General features: G+C 63.8%; 25 protein-coding genes and 1 riboswitch. Of the genes, 17 read left to right on the top strand and 8 right to left on the bottom strand.

Annotated features, from left to right (window positions below; genetic code table 11):
• Window positions 1-11 precede the first annotated feature (11 nt).
• The 4 genes from FJ948_RS05140 to FJ948_RS05125 form a co-directional block, all read right to left on the bottom strand.
• Window positions 12-248 carry a DUF982 domain-containing protein gene (locus FJ948_RS05140; RefSeq protein WP_140702122.1) on the bottom strand — a complete coding sequence of 79 codons (237 nt, stop codon included), beginning with the start codon at window positions 246-248 and terminating at the stop codon, window positions 12-14.
• 115 nt (window positions 249-363) lie between these two features.
• Window positions 364-807 carry a GFA family protein gene (locus FJ948_RS05135; RefSeq protein ID WP_140702120.1) on the bottom strand — a complete coding sequence of 148 codons (444 nt, stop codon included), beginning with the start codon at window positions 805-807 and terminating at the stop codon, window positions 364-366.
• A 225-nt stretch (window positions 808-1,032) separates the two neighbouring features.
• Complete coding sequence (locus FJ948_RS05130; RefSeq protein ID WP_015317039.1) at window positions 1,033-1,212, bottom strand: DUF3606 domain-containing protein; 180 nt, start codon at window positions 1,210-1,212, stop codon at window positions 1,033-1,035.
• A gap of 393 nt (window positions 1,213-1,605) precedes the next feature.
• Window positions 1,606-1,845, bottom strand: coding sequence for a hypothetical protein (locus FJ948_RS05125; RefSeq protein WP_140702118.1), 240 nt, complete (start codon window positions 1,843-1,845; stop codon window positions 1,606-1,608).
• Window positions 1,846-1,847: 2 nt separating this feature from the next.
• Between FJ948_RS05125 and FJ948_RS05120 the strand changes: the two genes are divergently transcribed.
• Complete coding sequence (locus FJ948_RS05120) at window positions 1,848-2,276, top strand: DoxX family protein (protein WP_140702116.1); 429 nt, start codon at window positions 1,848-1,850, stop codon at window positions 2,274-2,276.
• 98 nt (window positions 2,277-2,374) lie between these two features.
• Here the strand turns inward: FJ948_RS05120 and FJ948_RS05115 are convergent, their stop codons facing one another.
• Window positions 2,375-2,680 carry a hypothetical protein gene (locus FJ948_RS05115; protein WP_015317041.1) on the bottom strand — a complete coding sequence of 102 codons (306 nt, stop codon included), beginning with the start codon at window positions 2,678-2,680 and terminating at the stop codon, window positions 2,375-2,377.
• A 79-nt stretch (window positions 2,681-2,759) separates the two neighbouring features.
• Window positions 2,760-3,029, bottom strand: coding sequence for a hypothetical protein (locus FJ948_RS05110; protein ID WP_140702114.1), 270 nt, complete (start codon window positions 3,027-3,029; stop codon window positions 2,760-2,762).
• 484 nt (window positions 3,030-3,513) lie between these two features.
• Between FJ948_RS05110 and FJ948_RS05105 the strand changes: the two genes are divergently transcribed.
• Both FJ948_RS05105 and FJ948_RS05100 read left to right on the top strand, forming a co-directional pair.
• Window positions 3,514-3,921: a hypothetical protein gene (locus tag FJ948_RS05105; protein ID WP_140702268.1), complete on the top strand. Its 408-nt coding sequence runs from the start codon at window positions 3,514-3,516 to the stop codon at window positions 3,919-3,921.
• Window positions 3,914-4,240 carry a hypothetical protein gene (locus tag FJ948_RS05100; protein ID WP_140702112.1) on the top strand — a complete coding sequence of 109 codons (327 nt, stop codon included), beginning with the start codon at window positions 3,914-3,916 and terminating at the stop codon, window positions 4,238-4,240. Before FJ948_RS05105 ends, FJ948_RS05100 begins: the two co-directional genes overlap by 8 nt.
• Window positions 4,241-4,380: 140 nt before the next feature.
• Here FJ948_RS05100 and FJ948_RS05095 read toward each other — a convergent pair whose 3' ends face one another.
• Window positions 4,381-5,088 (bottom strand): hypothetical protein, encoded by a 708-nt coding sequence (locus FJ948_RS05095; RefSeq protein ID WP_140702110.1) that lies wholly within the window; start codon window positions 5,086-5,088, stop codon window positions 4,381-4,383.
• Between the two features lie 231 nt (window positions 5,089-5,319).
• Between FJ948_RS05095 and FJ948_RS05090 the strand changes: the two genes are divergently transcribed.
• The 3 genes from FJ948_RS05090 (at window position 5,320) to FJ948_RS05075 (ending at window position 8,907) form a co-directional block, all read left to right on the top strand.
• Window positions 5,320-6,834, top strand: coding sequence for a glycosyltransferase family 39 protein (locus tag FJ948_RS05090; RefSeq protein WP_246677451.1), 1,515 nt, complete (start codon window positions 5,320-5,322; stop codon window positions 6,832-6,834).
• 183 nt (window positions 6,835-7,017) lie between these two features.
• Window positions 7,018-7,536, top strand: a complete 519-nt coding sequence (gene msrA / locus FJ948_RS05085) for a peptide-methionine (S)-S-oxide reductase MsrA (RefSeq protein WP_140702108.1) — start codon at window positions 7,018-7,020, stop codon at window positions 7,534-7,536.
• A 384-nt stretch (window positions 7,537-7,920) separates the two neighbouring features.
• On the top strand, window positions 7,921-8,907 hold the full coding sequence (locus FJ948_RS05075) for a formyltransferase family protein (protein ID WP_181173558.1): 987 nt from the start codon (window positions 7,921-7,923) through the stop codon (window positions 8,905-8,907).
• A 59-nt stretch (window positions 8,908-8,966) separates the two neighbouring features.
• Here FJ948_RS05075 and FJ948_RS05070 read toward each other — a convergent pair whose 3' ends face one another.
• Window positions 8,967-9,275, bottom strand: coding sequence for a hypothetical protein (locus FJ948_RS05070; protein ID WP_140702102.1), 309 nt, complete (start codon window positions 9,273-9,275; stop codon window positions 8,967-8,969).
• Between the two features lie 282 nt (window positions 9,276-9,557).
• Window positions 9,558-9,671, top strand: a riboswitch (TPP riboswitch).
• On the opposite strand from FJ948_RS05070, the gene FJ948_RS05065 reads away from it, so the two are divergent.
• The 11 genes from FJ948_RS05065 to FJ948_RS05015 all read left to right on the top strand — a co-directional run bounded on the left by FJ948_RS05065 (window position 9,662) and on the right by FJ948_RS05015 (window position 19,426).
• On the top strand, window positions 9,662-10,270 hold the full coding sequence (locus FJ948_RS05065) for a YkoF family thiamine/hydroxymethylpyrimidine-binding protein (protein ID WP_140702100.1): 609 nt from the start codon (window positions 9,662-9,664) through the stop codon (window positions 10,268-10,270). (Overlaps the previous riboswitch by 10 nt.)
• 45 nt (window positions 10,271-10,315) lie before the next feature.
• Window positions 10,316-11,137 carry an ABC transporter permease gene (locus FJ948_RS05060; RefSeq protein ID WP_181173557.1) on the top strand — a complete coding sequence of 274 codons (822 nt, stop codon included), beginning with the start codon at window positions 10,316-10,318 and terminating at the stop codon, window positions 11,135-11,137.
• Window positions 11,134-11,901, top strand: coding sequence for an ABC transporter ATP-binding protein (locus FJ948_RS05055; protein WP_140702099.1), 768 nt, complete (start codon window positions 11,134-11,136; stop codon window positions 11,899-11,901). The genes FJ948_RS05060 and FJ948_RS05055 overlap by 4 nt, the downstream gene beginning before the upstream one ends.
• Window positions 11,894-12,910, top strand: coding sequence for an ABC transporter substrate-binding protein (locus tag FJ948_RS05050; protein ID WP_140702097.1), 1,017 nt, complete (start codon window positions 11,894-11,896; stop codon window positions 12,908-12,910). Before FJ948_RS05055 ends, FJ948_RS05050 begins: the two co-directional genes overlap by 8 nt.
• A 172-nt stretch (window positions 12,911-13,082) precedes the next feature.
• Window positions 13,083-13,763 (top strand): isoprenylcysteine carboxylmethyltransferase family protein, encoded by a 681-nt coding sequence (locus tag FJ948_RS05045; RefSeq protein WP_224542241.1) that lies wholly within the window; start codon window positions 13,083-13,085, stop codon window positions 13,761-13,763.
• A 404-nt stretch (window positions 13,764-14,167) separates the two neighbouring features.
• Window positions 14,168-14,818, top strand: a complete 651-nt coding sequence (locus FJ948_RS05040) for a hypothetical protein (RefSeq protein ID WP_140702093.1) — start codon at window positions 14,168-14,170, stop codon at window positions 14,816-14,818.
• Window positions 14,819-15,048: 230 nt separating this feature from the next.
• Entirely contained in the window at window positions 15,049-15,213 is a 165-nt protein-coding gene (locus FJ948_RS05035; RefSeq protein WP_023769518.1) for a DUF3309 family protein, read from the top strand.
• A gap of 359 nt (window positions 15,214-15,572) precedes the next feature.
• On the top strand, window positions 15,573-16,298 hold the full coding sequence (locus tag FJ948_RS05030) for a GntR family transcriptional regulator (protein ID WP_140702091.1): 726 nt from the start codon (window positions 15,573-15,575) through the stop codon (window positions 16,296-16,298).
• 3 nt (window positions 16,299-16,301) lie between these two features.
• Window positions 16,302-17,351: an ADP-ribosylglycohydrolase family protein gene (locus FJ948_RS05025; RefSeq protein ID WP_140702089.1), complete on the top strand. Its 1,050-nt coding sequence runs from the start codon at window positions 16,302-16,304 to the stop codon at window positions 17,349-17,351.
• Window positions 17,348-18,325 carry a PfkB family carbohydrate kinase gene (locus tag FJ948_RS05020; RefSeq protein WP_140702087.1) on the top strand — a complete coding sequence of 326 codons (978 nt, stop codon included), beginning with the start codon at window positions 17,348-17,350 and terminating at the stop codon, window positions 18,323-18,325. The genes FJ948_RS05025 and FJ948_RS05020 overlap by 4 nt, the downstream gene beginning before the upstream one ends.
• 39 nt (window positions 18,326-18,364) lie before the next feature.
• Entirely contained in the window at window positions 18,365-19,426 is a 1,062-nt protein-coding gene (locus tag FJ948_RS05015) for an ABC transporter substrate-binding protein (protein WP_140702085.1), read from the top strand.
• Window positions 19,427-19,432: the final 6 nt, after the last annotated feature.

Raw genomic sequence — 19,432 nt, 5'->3', positions numbered from 1 at the left:
GTCGTGTCCCGCTATTGGAGGATGCGCGCTTCGCGCGCGGCGTCGATCATCGCCCGCATCGCCTTTTCCGCCGGCGTCCAGCCATCCAGCGCATCGCGGCAGGAGCGCAGGGCCGCGCGGTATTGCCGGCCATGGCCGGCGGGCCAGTCGCCGAGGCATTCGAGACCCTCCCAGGCGCTGCGCACCACGCGCTCCCGCTCGGGGGCGAATTTCAGGCGGATCGGTCGGGGAAACATCTTGTCGTTCACGGTCGTCTCCAAGAATCATGCGTGTCGAGATGGTGACATGCACAGAGGAAGCGCCTGACAACGTGGCCCACAGGGCAGGGTTCCCAGCCGGCGAGATCAATTTTCAATCTTGTTTTCAGTCGTGCGCGACGGCGTCGGACAGCGGTCTTGGCGCGGCCGGATCGGTGCCTTCGGCCCGCGGCCGATCATGCTCGAACTGTTCGGCATCAGGCAAGGCATGGAGCCAGGTTTCGCGCCGCCCGATCCACAATTCGTAGCGCGGCGTCAGATCCGTCGGTGCGATGTCGAGGCTGCCGAGCATCACCTCGACCTCATCCTCGCCGACCCAGGCGACGCGGCTGCCGCAAGTCGGGCAAAAGCTGCGCGTGCCGTAGCTGGCGACCTCGCCCGTCGTCTCGAAGACACCGCGCGGCCAGATGGCAAAGGCCGAATAGACCGAACCGCCCGCCTTGCGGCAGTCCTTGCAATGGCAGAGGCCGACCCGCGTCGGCTGGCCGGTGACGACAAAATGCACGCCGCCGCACAGGCAGCTGCCGGTCCTGCGTGTTGTCTCGGACATGGTCGAGGCCCTCCGTTCGCCAGTTCGGCTCCGCCATTGCCATGGCGTCACCAGTTTGGCATGCCGCGGGCCGGGCGGGACAGGTGCTCGTCTGCCATTTCGTTGGCCAGGATGAGAAACCGGGAAAAAGACATCCTGTTCACCGTACCGCCGGGCCCGGTTGACGCGGCCCGCAGCATCACCCTTCAACGCCCATCCCAGCGAAATGGTTGCCGCGCGGCCCGTCTACCCGCGCGCGGCCATGTGGTTGTCGAGCTTCTTGCGCGACGGGCCGTAGCGCTTGATGATGGTCTGCGCCTCGCTTTGCGGAATGCCGTATTTGCGCGCGAAGGCGGCGACCTCGTAGGTCTCCTCGCTCGAGACCAGCTTGCGGTCCTGTTTGGTCTTGGATTTGTCGTCGGGCATATCGGGCCTCTCTTTCAGCCGCATGGTCGCGTGCCTGTCCGGCACGCGATGCCGCGATCAGACATAACAACGATCGACGCTGCTGGTTCCATGGCATGCCCCGACAGGCCCGACAAGGCCGGCCGCCGATCAGGCCGACGGCTGGACCGGCTCGGCGCTATCGGTGTCGCCGCATTCGGCGCAAGGCGCGCTGGCGCCGGGACAGCCACGGTGATGCGTGCCCGCAGGGCAGCAAAGCCCGTTGGAACTTGTCCAGCGCGGGCATTGGAAAACCTGCCCGGTGCCGCCGCAACCGCTGCATTCCAGTACCGGTGACCGGACGAGATAGGATCTCGTCCCCAACCTGACGCTTGCGCCCATTCCTGCCTACCCATCACCAGACACAGCTGTGCATTAGCCCCGGCTAACAATACCACGCCTGAGGTTACCGACAAGTTTCGCGATCATGAGGATTTCTAAAGGTGGTTGCCGGGAAAGCGCGATCTCCCGGACCAGCTCCAGTTGCGGCGCGCCGACGGTCAAGGCCTTGGCCATGTCTTGTCCCAGCTTCGAGCGGTGGGAAAGAATTTTCGCCCGACATGTCGGATCGGCGCTGGGCGGCGCGTCCTTGGGGCAGATGAAGCTGGAGAACAAGCATGACGTCGCAAATCGCACAATCGCCGTGGCAGACCGCGGCCCTTCTCATTGCCCGCCTGATCTTCGCCGGCGTGTTCCTGATGGCGGTAACCTTCAAGTTCATGGGCATGGAGGCCACGGCCGGCTATATCGCGGCCGCCGGCTTTCCTTTTCCGTTTTTCCTCGCCTGGTGCGCGGCGATCCTGGAAGTCGCGCTGGTGCTGTGTTTGCTGAGCGGCGCCTTCTTCTCGCAGGCCGCCCTGGTCGCGGCCGCCTATGTGCTGTTCCTGGCCCTTGCCTTCCACGGCCCCAGCCACTGGGCCGGCAACCAGGCCGAGTTCGGCTTCTTCATCGACCATTTTTCCTTCATTGCCGGATTGCTGTTCGCCGCCGTGCACGGGCCGGGAAAGATACTGGCGCTGAACCTGGGATGGCCGGGCAGGGCGTAAGGAGCCCGCCCGGGGCAGGGCTTGAGTAGCCCGCCCGGGGCAGGGCGTAAGCCGCCCGCCCGGGGGCAGGGCTTGAGTAGCCCGCCCGGGGCAGCGTCTCACATCTGGTCGTTGTAGGGCTCCTTCATCTGGCCGACCATGCGGGCCAGCTTCGAGAAGGACGGCATGTCGGCTTCCGGCTGGCACTGGTTGGCGAGTTCCAGCAGCCGGATCGGAAAATTGACGGCGTCGCGGTTCGACGCCGACATGCCATCCGATCGCTCCTCACCGGTTTCCGAGGCCTCGGCCTTGCGCAGCGCAATGTCGATCTCTTCCGATGTCAGCACGCCCTTTTTGACTAGGACGTGGTTGATCGAGGCGACGGCCATCAGCAGGCCTTCGAGTTGCAGGTTGGCGACGTTCATGGATTGCTCCCTCGGTTGATCGCAGTGGAAACGCGTCAGCGGCGTTTCCGATCCCAGGAGGCCATTCGGCCGACCGCGCCTATTCTTGCGTCAGGCGCTCGCCATATTCGCGCCATAGCGCCCTGACCTCCGGGCCGCCTAGGCGCGGGATCGACGGATCGCCGCAGTCTATGGCCGCGGCGCTGATGTCGTAATTGGGGTAGGCGCTGGCGACGAAGCGGATCGCCTCGCCAAGCGAGTGCACCCGGATGACGGGGTCCGCCTGGCCCTGGCCAGTGCTGCGCACACCGGAAATCGTGGCCGGAGCATGCCGCATCCTGAAGACGGATGCCATGGCTGGTCTGTCCATCGTCCTCTCCAAAAGGCCGTGCGACGGGAATCATTCCATGAGCTGCCGCCGATGATTTCACAGGAGCAGGCTCCTGAAAAGCCGGATGATTGTGGAGGGCGGGGATGGTGCTCCTTGGCGAAATGTGAATTTTTTCCTATAAGATCGTTGACTGGGTGAGGGCAACGATGCTATAAATCCATCCATGGTGCTGATTTGCGCCACCAACCCGCCGCCAGGCGGGTTTTTGTTTTTTGGCGCCATCCCTGTGGGGCGTCATTGGTTGTTGCCAATCTTGAATGCTGGCGGGACAGCGCCCCCCTGGCCTGCCGGCCATCTCCCCTTTTGGGGGAGATTTGCAGCTTTGGCGCTCCGCCACTCCAGCAGACGTTGGAAATTGGCGAAAGCCGGCGAGTGCTTAATCTCCCCCCAAGAGGGGGAGATGTCCGGCAGGACAGAGGGGGGGGGCCGTAGAGCGCTGCCGCCGCGAGATGCGAGAAATCCCATGCCCCGTTATGCCACCATCATCACCAGGGATGACGGCCGCGAGATCGTCAGCGCCGTCGGCGAATTCGAGGGCGCGGCGCCGGTCGCGCGCCTTGGGCGCGTCGAGCTGGTCGCGCCCGCCGTGCTGATCGGCATGGTGCGGGACGAGGCGGGCTGCTTCAGCTTTCCGCAGGCTGGTATCGGCGGACAGCTCATCGGCCTCGCCATGGCCCGGCTCAAGGCTGCCAGGCCTGTTGCTGTGGCAAAGCCCATACGGGCCGCGACGCCGAAGCGCGGCGGGAAGGCCAGGAAGAAATCCGCCCGCTCGAAAAAGCCGGCCAGGCGGGCCAGGCAGGCAGCGCCGAAGGCCGCCGCCGGTGATGTCAATGCCGGTGATACCAATGCCGGGGCACGGAGCCATGACTGACGAAACCGGGCCGGCGCGCCGCAAGGCAAGGCCGCCGAGGCGCAAAGCCGCCGCCAGCCCCGCGCCGCCGCGCAAACCCCGCGCGCGGACGAAGAAGACGCTGGGCGACGATTTCCTCGCCGCCGTCCGCGCCGACTTTCGCGCGCACGGCGCCGGCGTGCTGGCCGAGGTGCGGGCCGACAAGCCGGACCAGTATCTGAAGATCGTGCTTTCGGTGCTGCCCAAGGACATCGATGCCGCCATCAACCAACTGGACACGCTTTCGGACATTTTGTTCGAGGCGATCGTGCTGAAATTCAGGTCCGTCCCGGAGGACTGAAGCCGGGCCTTGCCCGGCCTCGAGAACCGGCACTTGACGGCTCGATCGAACCAAGGCCCGCCCTGGCTCACGCCGGGGCGGGCTTTTTTTCGTTTTCGGGCCGCTCATGGTTTTCACGCAAACGAGGCCCTGCTCCCCCATCAGGCCAGGATGTTGACGGCGCGGGCCGCGACCAGCGCGATCGTCAGCAGCGAGATCATCGCCTCCGCCATCGTCAAAAGCTTGGCGCGCCGGGAAAGCGGCAAGGTGTCGGTCGGTGAAAATGCCGTCGCGTTGGTGAAGGCGAGGAAGAAGTAGTCGACGAAGCCAGGCAGCCAGTCGCGGATCTCACGGTCGTTCAAGGTCATTTGCGGGAACAGGAAATCGGAATGAGCGCGGTTGACGAGGCCGCAGGTCGGCGGCCCGCCGCGGTCGGTGCTCCAGAACCACAGGGCAAAGACGATGACATTGATGACCCAGATGTTGAGCGCGTCGATCAGCAGCGTCTGGCCGCTGGAGCCGGCATGGCCCGCCAGCAATGCGCGCACGAGGAACACCAGCGAACCGCAATTCATGACGCTGACGACGCCGGTCATCACCAGGGCCGTCCTGCGGATCATGACGCGAAACCGGCCGACCAGGTACCAGTGCTCCTCCTCGACCGCTTTCTGAGTGGCGACCTGCGTCCAGGCGGTGGCCACGGACAGCGGCACGAGCAGGGCGGCCTCCAGCGCCGGCGCCAGCCAGCGGGGGCCGAACGAGAGATCGTTGATCACCAGAAGCTGCAGGCAGATGATGACGAGGACCGCCGCGCGCGCCAGCCAGAAGTCGAGCGCGCGGTGATGAATGATGGCATGCTGGTGACGCATCGAATGTCCGGGATGTTGAGGCTGGATCAGCAATGCGGGCTATTCTGCCCGGGAAGAGCGGCGAGGCGCCGAATTTCCCGCTCAATCTTGGTGTTGCAATGGCCGGCAAGTATACTTTTTTGTAAGCTTTGACGTTGGGGCTGTTCGGCAAACCGGGTGGTGTGGTTTAAGCGCCGCATGACGGGAATTGACGACTCCATGGATGGTTGGGCGCCGGCAGGATTGCCTGCCGTGGGTCTGGATTCGGCGTCGGTCTGGTCCGCCCTGCTACGTCGCCCCTGGCATGTGTTGGCGATTTTGTGCCTGGTGCAGACCCTGTGCTGGACCGTGGTGCCGGCACTCATCGATCCCGCGCCGCCCGGCGATGTCGTGGAAGGCTTCATGTGGGGCCGCGAATGGGTGCTTTTGACCTACAAGCACCCGCAGCTCCCCGGCTGGCTGCTCGAGGCCAGCCATCTCCTGACCGGATCGTTCCGCTGGCCTCAGTATCTGCTGGCGCAACTGACGATCTCGACCACTTTCGTCCTGGTCTATCTGCTGGCCCGCGACATGCTCGGGCAGCGCCGCGCGCTGGCCGCCGTGCTTTTGATGCCGTCGGTCTATTTCTTCGGCTGGCCGACGCCGCAATTCAATCACGATTATGCGCAGATGCCGTTCTGGGCGGCGATCTGCTGGCTGCTGTGGCGCGCCGGTCGCGGCGGCGGGCCGGGCTGGTGGTTGGCGCTCGGACTGGTGTCCGGCGCCGGGCTCTACGCCAAGTTCTCCACCGGCCTGCTGCTTGCCTTCGGCGCTCTCTGGCTGCTGTACGATCCACGTGCGCGCAGCCGGCTGGCGACACCCTGGCCGTGGCTCGGCCTGGCGGTTTTTCTCGCCGTCGCCGCGCCGCTGGCCGTTGCACTCTACCGTATGGATTTCCTGCCCTTCACCTATTTCGCCGGCCGCGACGCATGGGTGAGCGAACACCGTGCGCGGCTCTACTATGTTGGGGTCCAACTGGCCGGGCTTTCCGGCTTTCTCCTGGTCCTGGCGCTATCGGGGCTGTTGCGGCGCTCACCTGTCCCGCAAGCGCCCGTCGAGCGCCGCACGCTCGTCTATCTCTGCTGGATGGGGCTTGGGCCGGCGGCGCTGATCATGGTCGCCTCGTTGTTCACCGGCACCGGCGAGGCCTGGGGAGCGCCGATGTACAATCTCGTCGGCGTCGTCGCGCTCGCCTTTCTCGGTCACCGGCTCGGCGCCGTCGAGATGCAAAGGTTGGCGATCTGCGCCTTGATCTGCATCGGGACCATGTCGGGCGCTTATGCCGCCATCCGCTGGACGGACTGCAATGTGCGCGGGCGGATGGACGCCGTCTGCTGGCCAGCGCGGCCGATTTCGGACGAGGCCGAGGCAATCTGGCACGCGGCGGCGCCGGGCCGGCTCGACATCGTCGGTGGCGACACCAATCTTGCCATGCTGGCGGGCCTCAACGCCTATGACAAGCCGTCTATCTTCACCGATCTCGATATGCGATTCGCGCCCTGGGTCACGAGGCAGCGGCTGCGCGACCATGGCATGCTGATGGTTTGGCCGGGCCGTAACGTGCCGTCACTGCTGCGGCCATGGCTGGACAACATCCCGGTCAAGACCGTTCTCTTCAACTGGTCGCGCGAGGCGCCGCCGGTGGCAATCAGCTTTGCGGCCATTCCGCCCGGTATCCAATATCTGCCGGTTGCCGCCAGCAGTCGGACCAGGCATCCGCGCGTCTGAGCGGCGTCACGCAATCCCGTTGCCTCCGGGGCGCCTTTCACGGGTCCAACCCAATGGCCATTCTTCAGACTGGACGAAGCGGGCGACGATGCCCATTTATGGGCTATCCAAATTGTTGCCGCGCAATTCCCCAGGGGAAAGCTGCCATACTTTGTCCGGAATTGCCTTTTGAGGAGACGTTACATGGCGACTTCCAGTGAACGCGCAGTGCTTGCCGGCGGCTGCTTCTGGGGCATGCAGGATCTGGTCCGGCGCATGCCGGGCGTCCTCGCCACGCGTGTCGGCTACAGCGGCGGCGACGTGCCGAACGCCACCTATCGCAATCATGGCACGCATGCCGAAGCCATCGAGATCAGCTTCGATCCGGCGAAAATCAGCTTCCGCCAGCTTTTGGAATTCTTCTTCCAGATCCACGATCCGACGACGCGCAACCGCCAAGGCAATGATGTCGGGATGAGCTATCGCTCGGCGATCTACTACACAAGCGAGGAGCAGAAGCGCGTGGCGGAGGACACCATCGCCGATGTCGATGCTTCCGGCCTGTGGCCCGGCAAGGTTGTCACCGAGCTCGCACCGGTCGGAGCGTTCTGGGAGGCCGAGCCCGAGCATCAGGACTATCTGGAGAAATATCCCAACGGCTACACCTGCCATTTCGTCAGGCCGGGCTGGAAGCTGCCGGTTCGTGAAAAGGCTGTTTCGTAAGTTCACGTGTCGATTTTTGGCGGCGGGCTGATATAACGCCCGCCAATTGCCATAAGACCATGGGAATAGCGGCTGTTGACCACTGCCCGGTGGTTGACAGCCGGTCGTGTTGTTGACCAACTATGCGGGTTGATTTGAGTTTCAGGGGGTGAGCATGCGGAAGATCTACGAAAAGCCTGTTCTGGTGAAACGGGAAAGACTCTCCAGTGTCGCCGCGGCCGGGACGCTCTCTCCCAAGCCGGGCTGACCGACTGGCCTTTTGGTCCTGCCAGGACGGGTGCGTGAGGGCGCGTGGCGGCAAGCGATGTCTTGCTTCGCCAGGCCTGAGAGATGATGTCTTCCCAGCCTGAGGCCCGTGTCGGCCAACTCAATGCCGTTTTCATAATGGACGTTTCTGCCTACACTGGGCCGCTGCTGTCCGGCTGGATCGAGGCGGGCAACCGTATCGGCGCGATCATCGTGCCTGGTTTTCAGCGCAGAGGCTTCAGCATCGGCAATTTTCGGCGCAGGCTGAAGCGCTGGTCTCTCCTCAGGCGCTATCTTGGCAACACGCCGGTCAAGGTGATCGAATTCGGCCGGCCTTACGAGTGGAACGAGCTCGCCCGGCAATTGCCCGGCATCGCCGCGGATGTGCTGATCTGCTACGCTTTCCCGACCTTGATCCCACAGCAGGTGCTCGGCCTCTTTCCCAAGGGTGGGCTCAATTTTCATCCGGCGCTGCTACCCAATTACCGGGGTCCGCATCCTCTCCATCGCCTGGTCGCGGACGGCCAGCATGCCGTCCATGGCGGGGTGACATTGCACAAGATGACCGCTAATTTCGACGACGGCGACATCCTCGGGCAGGTGCCGTTCTCCGAAGTGGACTGGGCATCGCGGCGCGATATGGTCGACAGCGTGGCGACCGCGATGCGCGGGTTGGTGCGCGGGGTGGCGCCAGCCTATTGCAGGGGTCTGGTGTCTGGGCTGCCTCAGCCAGCCGGTGATTTCGTCTGGGCGCGACTTGAGCGGCACCACACGATGATCTCATCCGACATGTCGATCGAGCACGTTGCCCGGCTGTGGCATGTCCTGGGTGCCAATCCCGGTATCTATCTGGATGTCGCCGGCCGCAGTGTCAGGCTGGCCTTCGAGGTCAATCGACTTGGCCCGCCAACTGGAAAGGGTCCGGTAAGGCGATGGGGCAGGATCGAGTTCGATCTCGCCGATGGCCGGGTCCGGTACCTCATCCATGGTCGCCTGCTCAAGCGGCTGATGAAAATGCACGCGGTGTTCGCGCGCTCGCAAGGTGGAAAACCGCGCCCTGACATAAGGGTCTTTGGCGCGGTGGATAGCCAATCGCCGCGCGAGGTGTCGCCGGACGGCCCCTAGACCAAATGCACATGAAAACCGCGGACCTGCGTCCGCGGTTTCCATGCCGCGATCGAAAACTACTTGCCGCAGTTGTTGTCGTTCACGGTGGGGGCGGTGGCGTTGCCATTGGCATCCATCTGCGCGCCCTGGGGATTGGTCGGGCAATTCCGGTCCGCATTGGAATTCATGTCGCCCGGCGTGGTGGTCGTGCTGTTGGTTGCGCCCGAATCGATCGTATTGGGCGAGGCCGGCGTGCTTGGGTCCACCGTGACCGACTTGCCGCTGCCGCTGGACCCATCCGCGCCGGCCGCACTGTTGCTTTGCGCCATGGCGGATGTTGCCAGGGCAATGGTGAAGGCCGAAGCCGTGAGGATTTTCATGAACATGGTCTGTCTCCATTTCTGTAAACTGGTCGCCTGGATCGGTGCCCGGTTCCGCCGAAACGATGAACCGCCGATCTCTCTGGTTTGACGCAAATCCCGACGGAAAACCGCTTCACACTTTTCCTGGAATCGCGTCCGGCGACTGTTGGGACAACCTCTCGGCGCGGTGAAGGTTCCAGACAAATTCCGCGCCGCAATGCCCGACCGCCTTCGCGCTGGCGCAATGCTTTTGGCGCGACCTGCCGAAAAACCGCTTCCCCAACCGATCGAATGGTGCTTTAACGCGGCCATCCACAGGGGTGCTCCGTACGGTCGGGGCTGAGACGGGGGCGGCAAGCCCACAGACCCTAGAAGCTGATCTGGGTAATACCAGCGGAGCGAGGCGGGCGATGTTTTCAGGCGCACAGGTTTCCCTATATCCCATGGCCGACGATTTCGTCGGCGTCATCCTGGGCGCGCTCGGCGCGCTCGATCCATGGCGCGACAGGCTCAGGATCGAGACCGACGACATCTCGACCTTGCTTGTCGGCCCTCCCGAGGTGTTGTTCCCGGCGCTGCGCGACCTTTTCGTGGCCGCCTCCCGCGGCGGCAAGCATTGCGTGCTGTCGGCCACCATTTCGCGTGGCTGCCCGGGTGAGCCGGACGATCCGATCTGCCGTTCCGACGCGACAGGCGGACCTGCCGGGCCACTTGGTCCGCGCAAGCAAGCCGCCATCACCGCCGTGCGCGGCGCGCCCGCCACTGGCCAGCCGGCGGCGGCGCAGTTCTCTCTCTATGTGATGGGCACGGACGACCACATGGACGAGATCTATGGCTGTATCGATTTCCTGAAGCAGTCCGGCGTCTACCATCGCTCCAAGAATTTCTGCACCAAGCTGCGCGGCGATGCCGGCGCGATCTTCTCGGCACTCGATGAAGCCTTCTGCCGCTTCGGGCCAGGCGCAGGCCACGTAACCTTCGACGTCACGGTCTCGGCCAACAGTCCCACCGCTGTCTGATCCGCTCGCGCTGGTGCGCGACGGCCGTCAAGGGTCTCACCTCTCGTGGCTTCATCGTCATTCAACCGCCGGCGCCACTTTGCGGGTTTCTTCGCCAAGGCGGCACCGGCCGTGATGTCGGTGGGGTTGCTGCTCGTGGCGTGGGAACTGTACGCGAATTATTCCGGTATCAAGCCGACCATTCTTCCTGCACCTTCGCGCGTCTTCGAACAGGCGATCCTCAACCGCGAGGCGCTGGTCGACAACGCCATCCCCACCATCCGGGCGACGCTGATCGGCTTTGCCTTTTCTCTTGGCGCCGCCTTCGCGCTGTCGATGCTGGTCGACTTCTTCCAGCCTTTGCGGCGCGCGCTGTTTCCCGTCTTCATCGTCAGCCAGACCTTGCCGCTGGTGGCGATCGCGCCCTTGGTGGTGCTGTGGTTCGGTTTCGGGCTTACGCCCAAGATCGTGCTGGTGGCACTGGTCACCTTCTTCCCGATGCTGGTGGCCCTGGTGCAGGGCTACGAGGCGACCGAGGCCGAGATCGGACAGATGCTGCGCGCCATGGGCGCGGGGCGCTGGCGGGTCTTCATGCTGGCTCGGTTGCCTTCGGCACTGCCCTATTTCTTCGCTGGCCTCAGGATTTCCATCACCTATGCCGTCGTCGGCGCCATCTTCGCCGAATATGCGGGCGCGGCCAAAGGGCTGGGCATCTATATGCTCAACGCCAAGAACAATTTCCGTCCCGACCTGGTGCTGGCCGCCGTCGGTGTCAGCGCCGCACTTACTCTCGTCCTGTTCGGACTGACGGTGCTGCTGCAGCGTCTTGCCATGCCCTGGGAACGAGCCGCTGGCAGGCAAGCCGCGGGAAAAGGGCCGCAGGCATGAGCCGGCTCGGATTGCGGCGTGTGCGCAAGGCGTTTGGCGGGCTCGACGTGCTCGCCGACATTTCGCTCAGCGTGGATGCCGGCGAGTTCGTCTCGATCCTTGGGCCATCGGGCGCCGGCAAATCGACGCTGTTCCAGCTTTTGACCGGCGCCGAGCACGGCGAGGGGGAGATGATCTTCGACGGCGCGCCGCTGGACGATCATGGCCGGCATTTCGCCTTCATGCCGCAGCGCGACGCGCTGATGCCGTGGCGGCGCATCCTCGACAACACGACGCTCGGGCTCGAAGTGCAAGGCGTCGGCCGCAAGGCGGCACGGGCGCGGGTCGCGCCGCTGTTTGCCGAGTTCGGGCTTGCCGGCTTCGAGCGGCATTTTCCGGCGCAGCTTTCAGCCGGCATGCGCCAGCGCGCGGCGCTGCTGCGCACCGTGGTGCAGGAGCGCGACATGCTTTTGCTCGACGAGCCGTTCGGCGCGCTCGATGCGCTGACCCGCGCGGCCATGCAGCGCTGGCTCGAACAGATGTGGCGGCATCATCGCTGGACGGCATTGCTGATTACCCATGATGTGCGCGAAGCCGTGTTCCTGTCCGACCGCATCTATGTGTTTTCCGCGCGGCCGGCGCGTGTGGTGCGCGAGATCAAGGTGCCGCTGCCGCGCCCGCGCGATCGGACCGGCACCGCGACCAGGCAGGCCGGGGCCCTCGAGGCCGAGATCCTCGATATCCTGCTCAACCTCCAGCCCTCCAGAGGACATGACCATGACTGACTTGACGCGCAGGCAAGCTCTGCTGCTCACTCTTGCCGGTAGCATACCGCTGATCACAGGATCGAGCCGCTCCTTCGCGGCAACGCGGAAGGTCACCGTCGCCCTCGACTGGACGGTCAATACCAACCACATCGGGCTGTTCGTCGCCCGAGATAAGGGATTTTATCGCGAGGCCGGCCTCGAGGTCGACATCCTGCCTTACAGCGATACCGGCGCCGGTACGCTTGTCGCCAACCGCGTCGCCGATTTCGGCATCAACGGCACCATCAGCCTCTTCACCCAGAAGACCGCTGGCGCCGACTTGAAGGCCGTCTATGCCGTGGTGCGGTCAGAGACGGGCCGGCTGGTGTTCAATGCGGCGCGCGGCGAGATCAAAAGCCCTAGGGATCTGGATGGCCTGACCTATGGCGGGTTCGGCAGTGCCTGGGAGAACGCGCTGATTTCGACCATCATTCGCCACGATGGCGGCAAGGGCAATTTCGAGACGGTGACGCTTGGCACGTCCGCCTACGAGGCGCTGGCCAACGGTTCGGTCGACTTCACGCTCGAAGTGTCGACCTGGGAGGGCGTCGAAGCCGAACTCAAAGGCGTCAAGCAGCGCGGCTTCGTCTATGCCGACCACGGCGTGCCGGACGAGCACACGACGCTCATCTCTTCGAGCGAAGCCTATCTCCAGGCAAATCCCGAACTGGCATCGTCCTTCGTCCAGGCAACGCGGCTCGGCTACCAATTCGCGGTCGATCATCCAGATGACGCCGCCACGCTGCTGATCGCCGCCAACAAGGATGCCTTGACCAATCCGGCCTTGATTCACGCCTCGCTGAAAGCACTGATCGGAGGCCACTATCTGCGCGGACAAGATGGCGCCATCGGCACCATGGATCTGGCCAAGATGGAAGCCATCGGCTCCTACCTCTTCGCCGCCGGCATCCTGCATGACGCCGACGGCAAGATTGTCTCGCACCGTCCTGAATTCGCGGGCTATTTCAGCAATGGATATCTCAACTAGGCACCGATGCGGAACCGCGAACAGGATCGTCCGATGCCGGCGGCGGCTACGGCCCTTGGTTTCCGGCAATTTCGATCTGGTTTAGGACCGATGTGATCTTCTCGGTTAACGGCACGGCAATGGTTCCGTGCCAAGGTCACCTCGAGGGACCACCGGGATGCTTGCCTTGCTCATGTCAAAAAGTGAAGCGCTTTCGCGTGCGGCCGATAACAGGTTTTTGTCCGCTGCCCGCAAGCGCGAGATCCTGGTCGACCTTCGCGAAGGCTTCTTTCGTCTCTGCGCCCTGGCGTGCGCGGGGCTGTTCGTCTATCGCGGCGTTTCTCAACTCTTGGAGGATCCGACCCGGCTCAATGCCGCGCTGGTGGCGATTTCCGAGATACTCACCTTCACCTGGCTGCTTCTGTCGCGTCGTCCTGTGGAGCGTGACTGGAATCCGCTTACGGTTATTGTCTCGGTGACGGCCAGTTTTGGCGTTGCGTTGATCAGCCTCCAGCCAGGCATTGCACTTATCCCCCTCTACGTCGCCGCGCCGTTACAGATCATCGCACTGCTGTTCGTTATCTGGGGCAAGATCTCGCTGGGGCGCTCCTTCGCCATCCTGCCCGCCAATCGGGGCGTGATGACGGGCGGCGCCTACCGGCTGGTGCGGCACCCCATCTATGCCGGCTATCTCGCCGGCCATGTGCTCTACCTCCTGTCGGCCTTTTCCTTCCACAATCTCGCGGTCTATGCGGTGATCACCTATCTGCAGCTTTACCGCATCTTGCGCGAAGAGGCGCTTTTGGCGGCCGCGCCGGAGTATCGCGCCTACATGGAACGCGTGCGCTACAGACTGTTTTACCGGCTATTCTGAGCTCAACATCACCAAGGCGCCGCTGCTAATGCCACTTGCCCGTGATTGGTCGACAGCGCTTACCAGTCGGACGTCATGGCGTTTCCGACATCATTTGAGATACGGGTATCTTGCTGGAGCCGCCTGTCAGCAATGACGCGAATCCGGCAAGTTTCGCCATCGGGCAAAAAAACCGTTTTTCTCCTCTAAGTGACTAATATGTCGATAATGCAGGATGTTGTCGAAAAATATTTTTTACAAACATATTTTATATTTAAGACTGTTATCATTTCCTGGTTTCTACAATAAATACCATTACTTTCACTGTCACATCCCGGTTTGAAACTGAAACTCACTTGTTGCGTAGTTGAGTCTGCAATCGGCGCGTGCCGACTGCCTTAGCGCAACTACAACAGGAGAGTGTTATGGCTTTTTCAATCAAAACAGTCGCCAGTGTGTTGGCAGGTAGTGCAATGGTCTTGGTTCTTTCCGGACCGGCAAACACAGCGGGCCTTGGTGTCGGTGTCGGCGCCTCGGTTGGCGGTAGCGGCGGCGTCAATGCCGGTGTCGGCGCATCGGTCGGCGGCGGTGGCGGCATCAACGCCGGCGCCGGTGCGTCGGTGGGCGGCAGCGGCGGCGTCAATGCCGGAGCGGGCGCCCGTGTCGGTGGCTCGAGCGGCGTCAGCGCCGGGCTCGGCGCTTCGGTCGGCGGCAGCAACGGCGTCAATGCCGGTGCGGGCGCCAATGTCGGCGGTTCGGGCGGCATCAATGCCGGGCTTGGCGCCAATGTTGGGGGGGCAGGCGGCATCAACGCGGGGCTGGGCGCCAATGTCGGCGGCACAGGCGGTATTGGCGTCGGTGTCGGTGTGGGCATCGGTGGCGGAACCAATCCCAGCAACCCATCGAATCCGAGCAACCCCTCGAACCCCAGCCATCCGAACGTGCCGGGTGTGGTGGCCCAGATGTCGGGCAGCCAGCTGTCGAGGATGAAGAAGCGCTGCGTCGACGTGCTCGGCAGCGAAGGAAGCTATGATCGCGACCTGCGGCAGCTCTGCCTGCTGATCGCCCGCCGCTGAGGCTGAAGGAGGTTGCGGAACCAGCCGTGAGGCTTTGGCCGCACTCTCCTGGCCTCCGGCCGGTCGGAAAGCCCGCCGTCCAGGCGGGCTTTCTGCTTTGCCGGCTGGCTGTTCCGTAGGCGCAATGGCCGGCGGAACGCCAGCCTTCCTAAAACGTTCATACGTTGCAACATCCGAATGGCGCGATGTTGAAACAGCGCGAAAGCGCGCATTCAGGAGCAGGGAAAGCCATGGGTCTCGGCACGATACTTATCATTATTCTAATCCTCGCGTTGCTCGGCGGCTTCAGCGGTCTCGGCGGCGGCCCGTTCTACGGAACCGGTTATTATGGTGGTGGCGGTCTCGGCCTCGTGTTGATCATCGTCATCATCCTTGTCGTCCTGGGACGCATTTAGCGGCTCGATCACGGTGGCAATCGCAATCGCGTGACCGTGCTCATCCCGTCGAGCACCGGATTGTGATGCAGGCAAGCCGGCTTGTGATCCGACACATGAGCGGACTCAACGTATGGTGATTGCGGTCCACACCCCCCGTGGAAACAAGAGGAGAGGGTCCCACCCCTTCATCCTCCTCCAAGGCCCGCCCCGGTTTCCGGAGCGGGCTTTCTTTTTTCGTTAAAAGCGATGGCTTCGACGTAGCTCGCCGTCGGCGGGTACCGAGGGCTTGCCGTGACATCTCCCACACGGATCGTTGACAGAATTCGCATATCAGGATATTGAACAGGATTATACAGGTTCACTGAACAGGTACGCATATGAAGCGGCGCGCGGTTCAACTGTCTCCCGGCACGGGCAAGCCCGAGCAGATCGCGACCGTCCTCGAACATGAGATCCGCTCCGGCCTTCTCGGTTTCGGCGACAGGCTGCAAAGCGAAAATGAACTCGTCCAGCGTTTCTCCGTCAGCCGCAACACCGTCCGCAAGGGGCTCGAGGAACTCTCCAGTCGCGGGCTGATCACAACCAAGGTCGGCATCGGCTCCTTCGTCACTTTCGATGGCAAGCCGGTCGATGACGCCATCGGCTGGTCGCGGGCGCTCGCCAATGCCGGCGCCAATGCAGAGACGCGGACACTACGGCTGGAGGTCATCGAGGATCCCGGGCTGGCGACCTTGCTGGATGTCGAAAGCCCGTTCTTTATCGCCGTCGACCGGGTGCGCACCAATGCCAATGACGGTCATGCGATCTCCATCGAGCGCAGCCGCCTGCCGCTGTCGCCGGAGTTGGAGGATGTGCCATTGCGTGGTTTGCGCGAAGGGTCGCTGCATCAGACGCTGCGCGGCGCCGGCCTCATTCCGGACCATGGCGAGGAGTGGGTCGACATCGAGATGCTGAACGCCGATGACGCCGCCATTCTGGGCTGTCCGCAGGGCACGCCGTTCCTGCGCGGCCGCCGACTGACGCGTGCGGCCGATGAGCGGCCGATCGAATATGTCACCAGCCTGCTCAACCCCGCGCATTTCGCGCTGCATATGAGGTTCTGAGCGATGCCGGACATTGAGTTTGAGATGGACCGCGCGATGGGCGCACTCGTCGGCGGGGCGCTGGGCGATGCGCTCGGCATGCCGACGCAGCTTCTGTCGCCGGCCCGCATTGCCGAACTCCATGGCCATGTCGAGGATTTCGTCGCGCCTTTCGCCGGCCATCCGGTGTCGAAGGGGCTGCTGGCCGGCACAATCACCGACGATACCGAACAGGCATTGCTGCTTGGCCGCATCCTGATTGAATCCGGCGACAGCTTCGACCATGCGCGCTGGGTGAACGCGCTGCTCGACTGGGAGCGTGAGGTCAAGGCGCGCGGCAGCTACGATCTCCTGGGGCCATCGACCAAGCGTGCCATCGACGCCATCAACAATGGTGTGCCGGCACAAGAGGCGGGCCGTAGCGGCGACACCAATGGCGCCGCCATGCGCATCGCGCCGGTCGGCATCATGATGCCGCTACAGCCGCTGGACGCGTTCGTGGCCAAGGTGGCCGAAACCTGCCGGGCGACCCACAACACCTCGATCGCGATCGCCTCCGCCGCCGCGGTCGCGGCCGCCGTCAGCCGTGGCGTTGCCGGCGGCGATTGGCATGCGGCGTCCGATAGCGCGGTCGCGGCGGCGCGTCGAGGGGCGACACACGGAAACTGGGTGACCGGCGGCGACATCGCCGCGCGCATCGTCTGGGCGCGGGATCTGGTTCGCGGCAAGGTGAAGAGGGACGCGATCCGGTTGATTACCGATCTGGTCGGCACCGGTGTCGCCAGCCAGGAATCGGTGCCGGCTGCCTTTGCCGTGCTGGAAGTCGCGGACGGCGATCCATGGCAGGCGGCAATCATCAGTGCCAATCTCGGCGGCGACACCGACACGATCGGCGCCATCGCCGCCGGAATGGCCGGCGCTTCCTCAGGCTTTTCGCGTCTGCCGCAGGATCGTGTCGCCGGCCTCAGGGGTATCGACATGGCGCAGGTTCGGGGGCTGGCCACCGATCTTGTCGCGGCGCGGATGTCGAACGGTCGCGTCGGCAAGGCCGGGTCCGGCAAGGACGCGGCATGAGTGGGCGTCTCGTCCATGTCGGCAGCGCGGTGGTCGACTATGTCTACCGCATCGACGCCTTGCCGGCGTCCGGCACCGAGAAAACGGCGTCTGGGTATGCGCAGCTTGCCGGCGGCGGCTTCAACATGATGGTCGCCGCGGCCCGCACCGGTATGAAGGTGGTGTTTGGCGGCCAGCTCGGCAGCGGCCCGAATGGCGACTTCCTGCGTGCCGCCTTCGCCGCCGAGGGCATCGAGGTGTTGACGCCGCCGTCGCCCCTGATGGACAGCGGCAATTGCGTCGCCATGATCTCGAGCGACGCGGAACGCACTTTCGTGTCCTGGCCAGGCGCCGAGAGCGTTCTCAGCCCCGACATGATGGCGCCGGTGGTGATCGGCCCTGATGACTGGGTGTTCACGTCGGGCTACACGCTGAGCTATCCCGGGAGCCGCGATGCACTGACCGGATGGATCGAGGCGCTGCCGGCGGACATTCCCTTTGTCTTCGATCCGACGCCGGTCATAGCGGATATTCCACGTGCCATTCTCGATCGTGTGCTTGCCCGCACGACATGGCTGAGCTGCAACACGACGGAAGCGGCCGGGATTGCCGGCCCCGGCGAGGCAGAGGCGCTCGCCGCTCGGCTTCTGACGGATCATTGCCCGAGCGCCGATGGCGTCGTTATCCGGGCGGGCGCGGACGGATGCCTCGTCCGGCTGGCAGACGGCACGGCACAGACGGTTGCCGGCTTCAAGGTGACGGCCATCGATACCAATGGCGCGGGCGACACGCATATCGGCGCCTTCGTCAGCGCGTTGGCCCGTGGCGCGCCTCCCTTCGAGGCGGCGACCCATGCCAATGTGGCGGCCGCCATTTCGGTCACCCGCCACGGCGGTTCGTCGGCTCCGACCGACGAGGAAATCCAGACTTTCCTGGACCAGGCCGCTTCGACCGGCGCGCCAGGCCAGACACGGAAGGCCCATCAGACAGCCTGACAAGCCCGGGAAGCGGGCAAACACAGAGAGGAACGAACCATGCGCATGCCTGACTTGACTGCTCTCTTGACGGCGACCGCCGTCTTCACCTCCGCACTCGCCTTCACCGCCCAAGCCGGTGAGGTGCACGTGCTCAACTGGAAAGGCTATGGCGCCGACGAGCCGTGGGCCGTCGAAGCTTTCGAAAAGGCGACCGGCAACAAGGTCGTCAACGACTTCTTCAATTCCGAACAGGAAATGCTGACCAAGATCCGGACCAATCCCGGCCTCTACGACGTCGTCATGATCAACGCCGCCTTCAACGACCAGGCGATGGCGGAAAAGCTGATCCAGCCGATCGATACCTCCAAGCTGGCGAACTATGCCGACATCAGCAAGGACAAGGCCGGATCGCCGATGCTTGACCATGACGGCAAGGTCTACGGCGTGCCGTGGGTGTGGGGCCTGACCGCGCTCGCCATCAACGAAAAATCCTTCGACAAACCGCCGACATCGATCGCCGAGATGTGGGATCCCGCGCATAAGGGCCGCGTCGTCATCCGTGACGATGCCGTCGAGGCGGTTCAGTTCGGCGCCATCGCCACCGGCCAGAACATCAACGACATCAAGGATATGGACGCGGTGAAAACCAAGCTCACATCGTTGATGCCGCAGATCAAGACCTTCTGGAGTTCGGAGAACGACTGGAACCAGATGGTCGCCTCCAACCAGATCGACATCGGCACCTATTGGAGCGGCTCGGCCGACCGCGCCAAGACCCATTTCAAGCTGCCGGTCTCGCTGGTCATCCCGCAGGAGGGCGCCGTCGCTTGGCTCGATGCCTTCTCCATTCCCGTCGGCTCCAAGAACGTCGCTGGTGCGGAGGCCTTCATCAACTACATGATCGATCCGAAATTCTACGTCGAGTGGGTCACCAAGGTCGGCGCGCCGGTGTCAGCCAACACCAAGGCGGTCGAAGCGCTGCCCGAGGATGCCTTCAACCGCAAGGTCATGGGTGATCCCGAGGTGGCCAAGCGCATCCAGTTCCAGGCGCCGATCACCGACGCGCAGCGCGAGGCCTATCTGGCGCTCTGGCAGCAACTCAAGGTCGACGTGAAGTAAGTTCAT

It is taken from the genome of Mesorhizobium sp. B2-3-12, from assembly GCF_006442205.1.
Taxonomy (GTDB): Bacteria; Pseudomonadota; Alphaproteobacteria; order Rhizobiales; family Rhizobiaceae; genus Mesorhizobium.
Note: the sequence above shows the minus strand (reverse complement) of the source record. Positions and strands in the feature narration are given on the sequence as shown.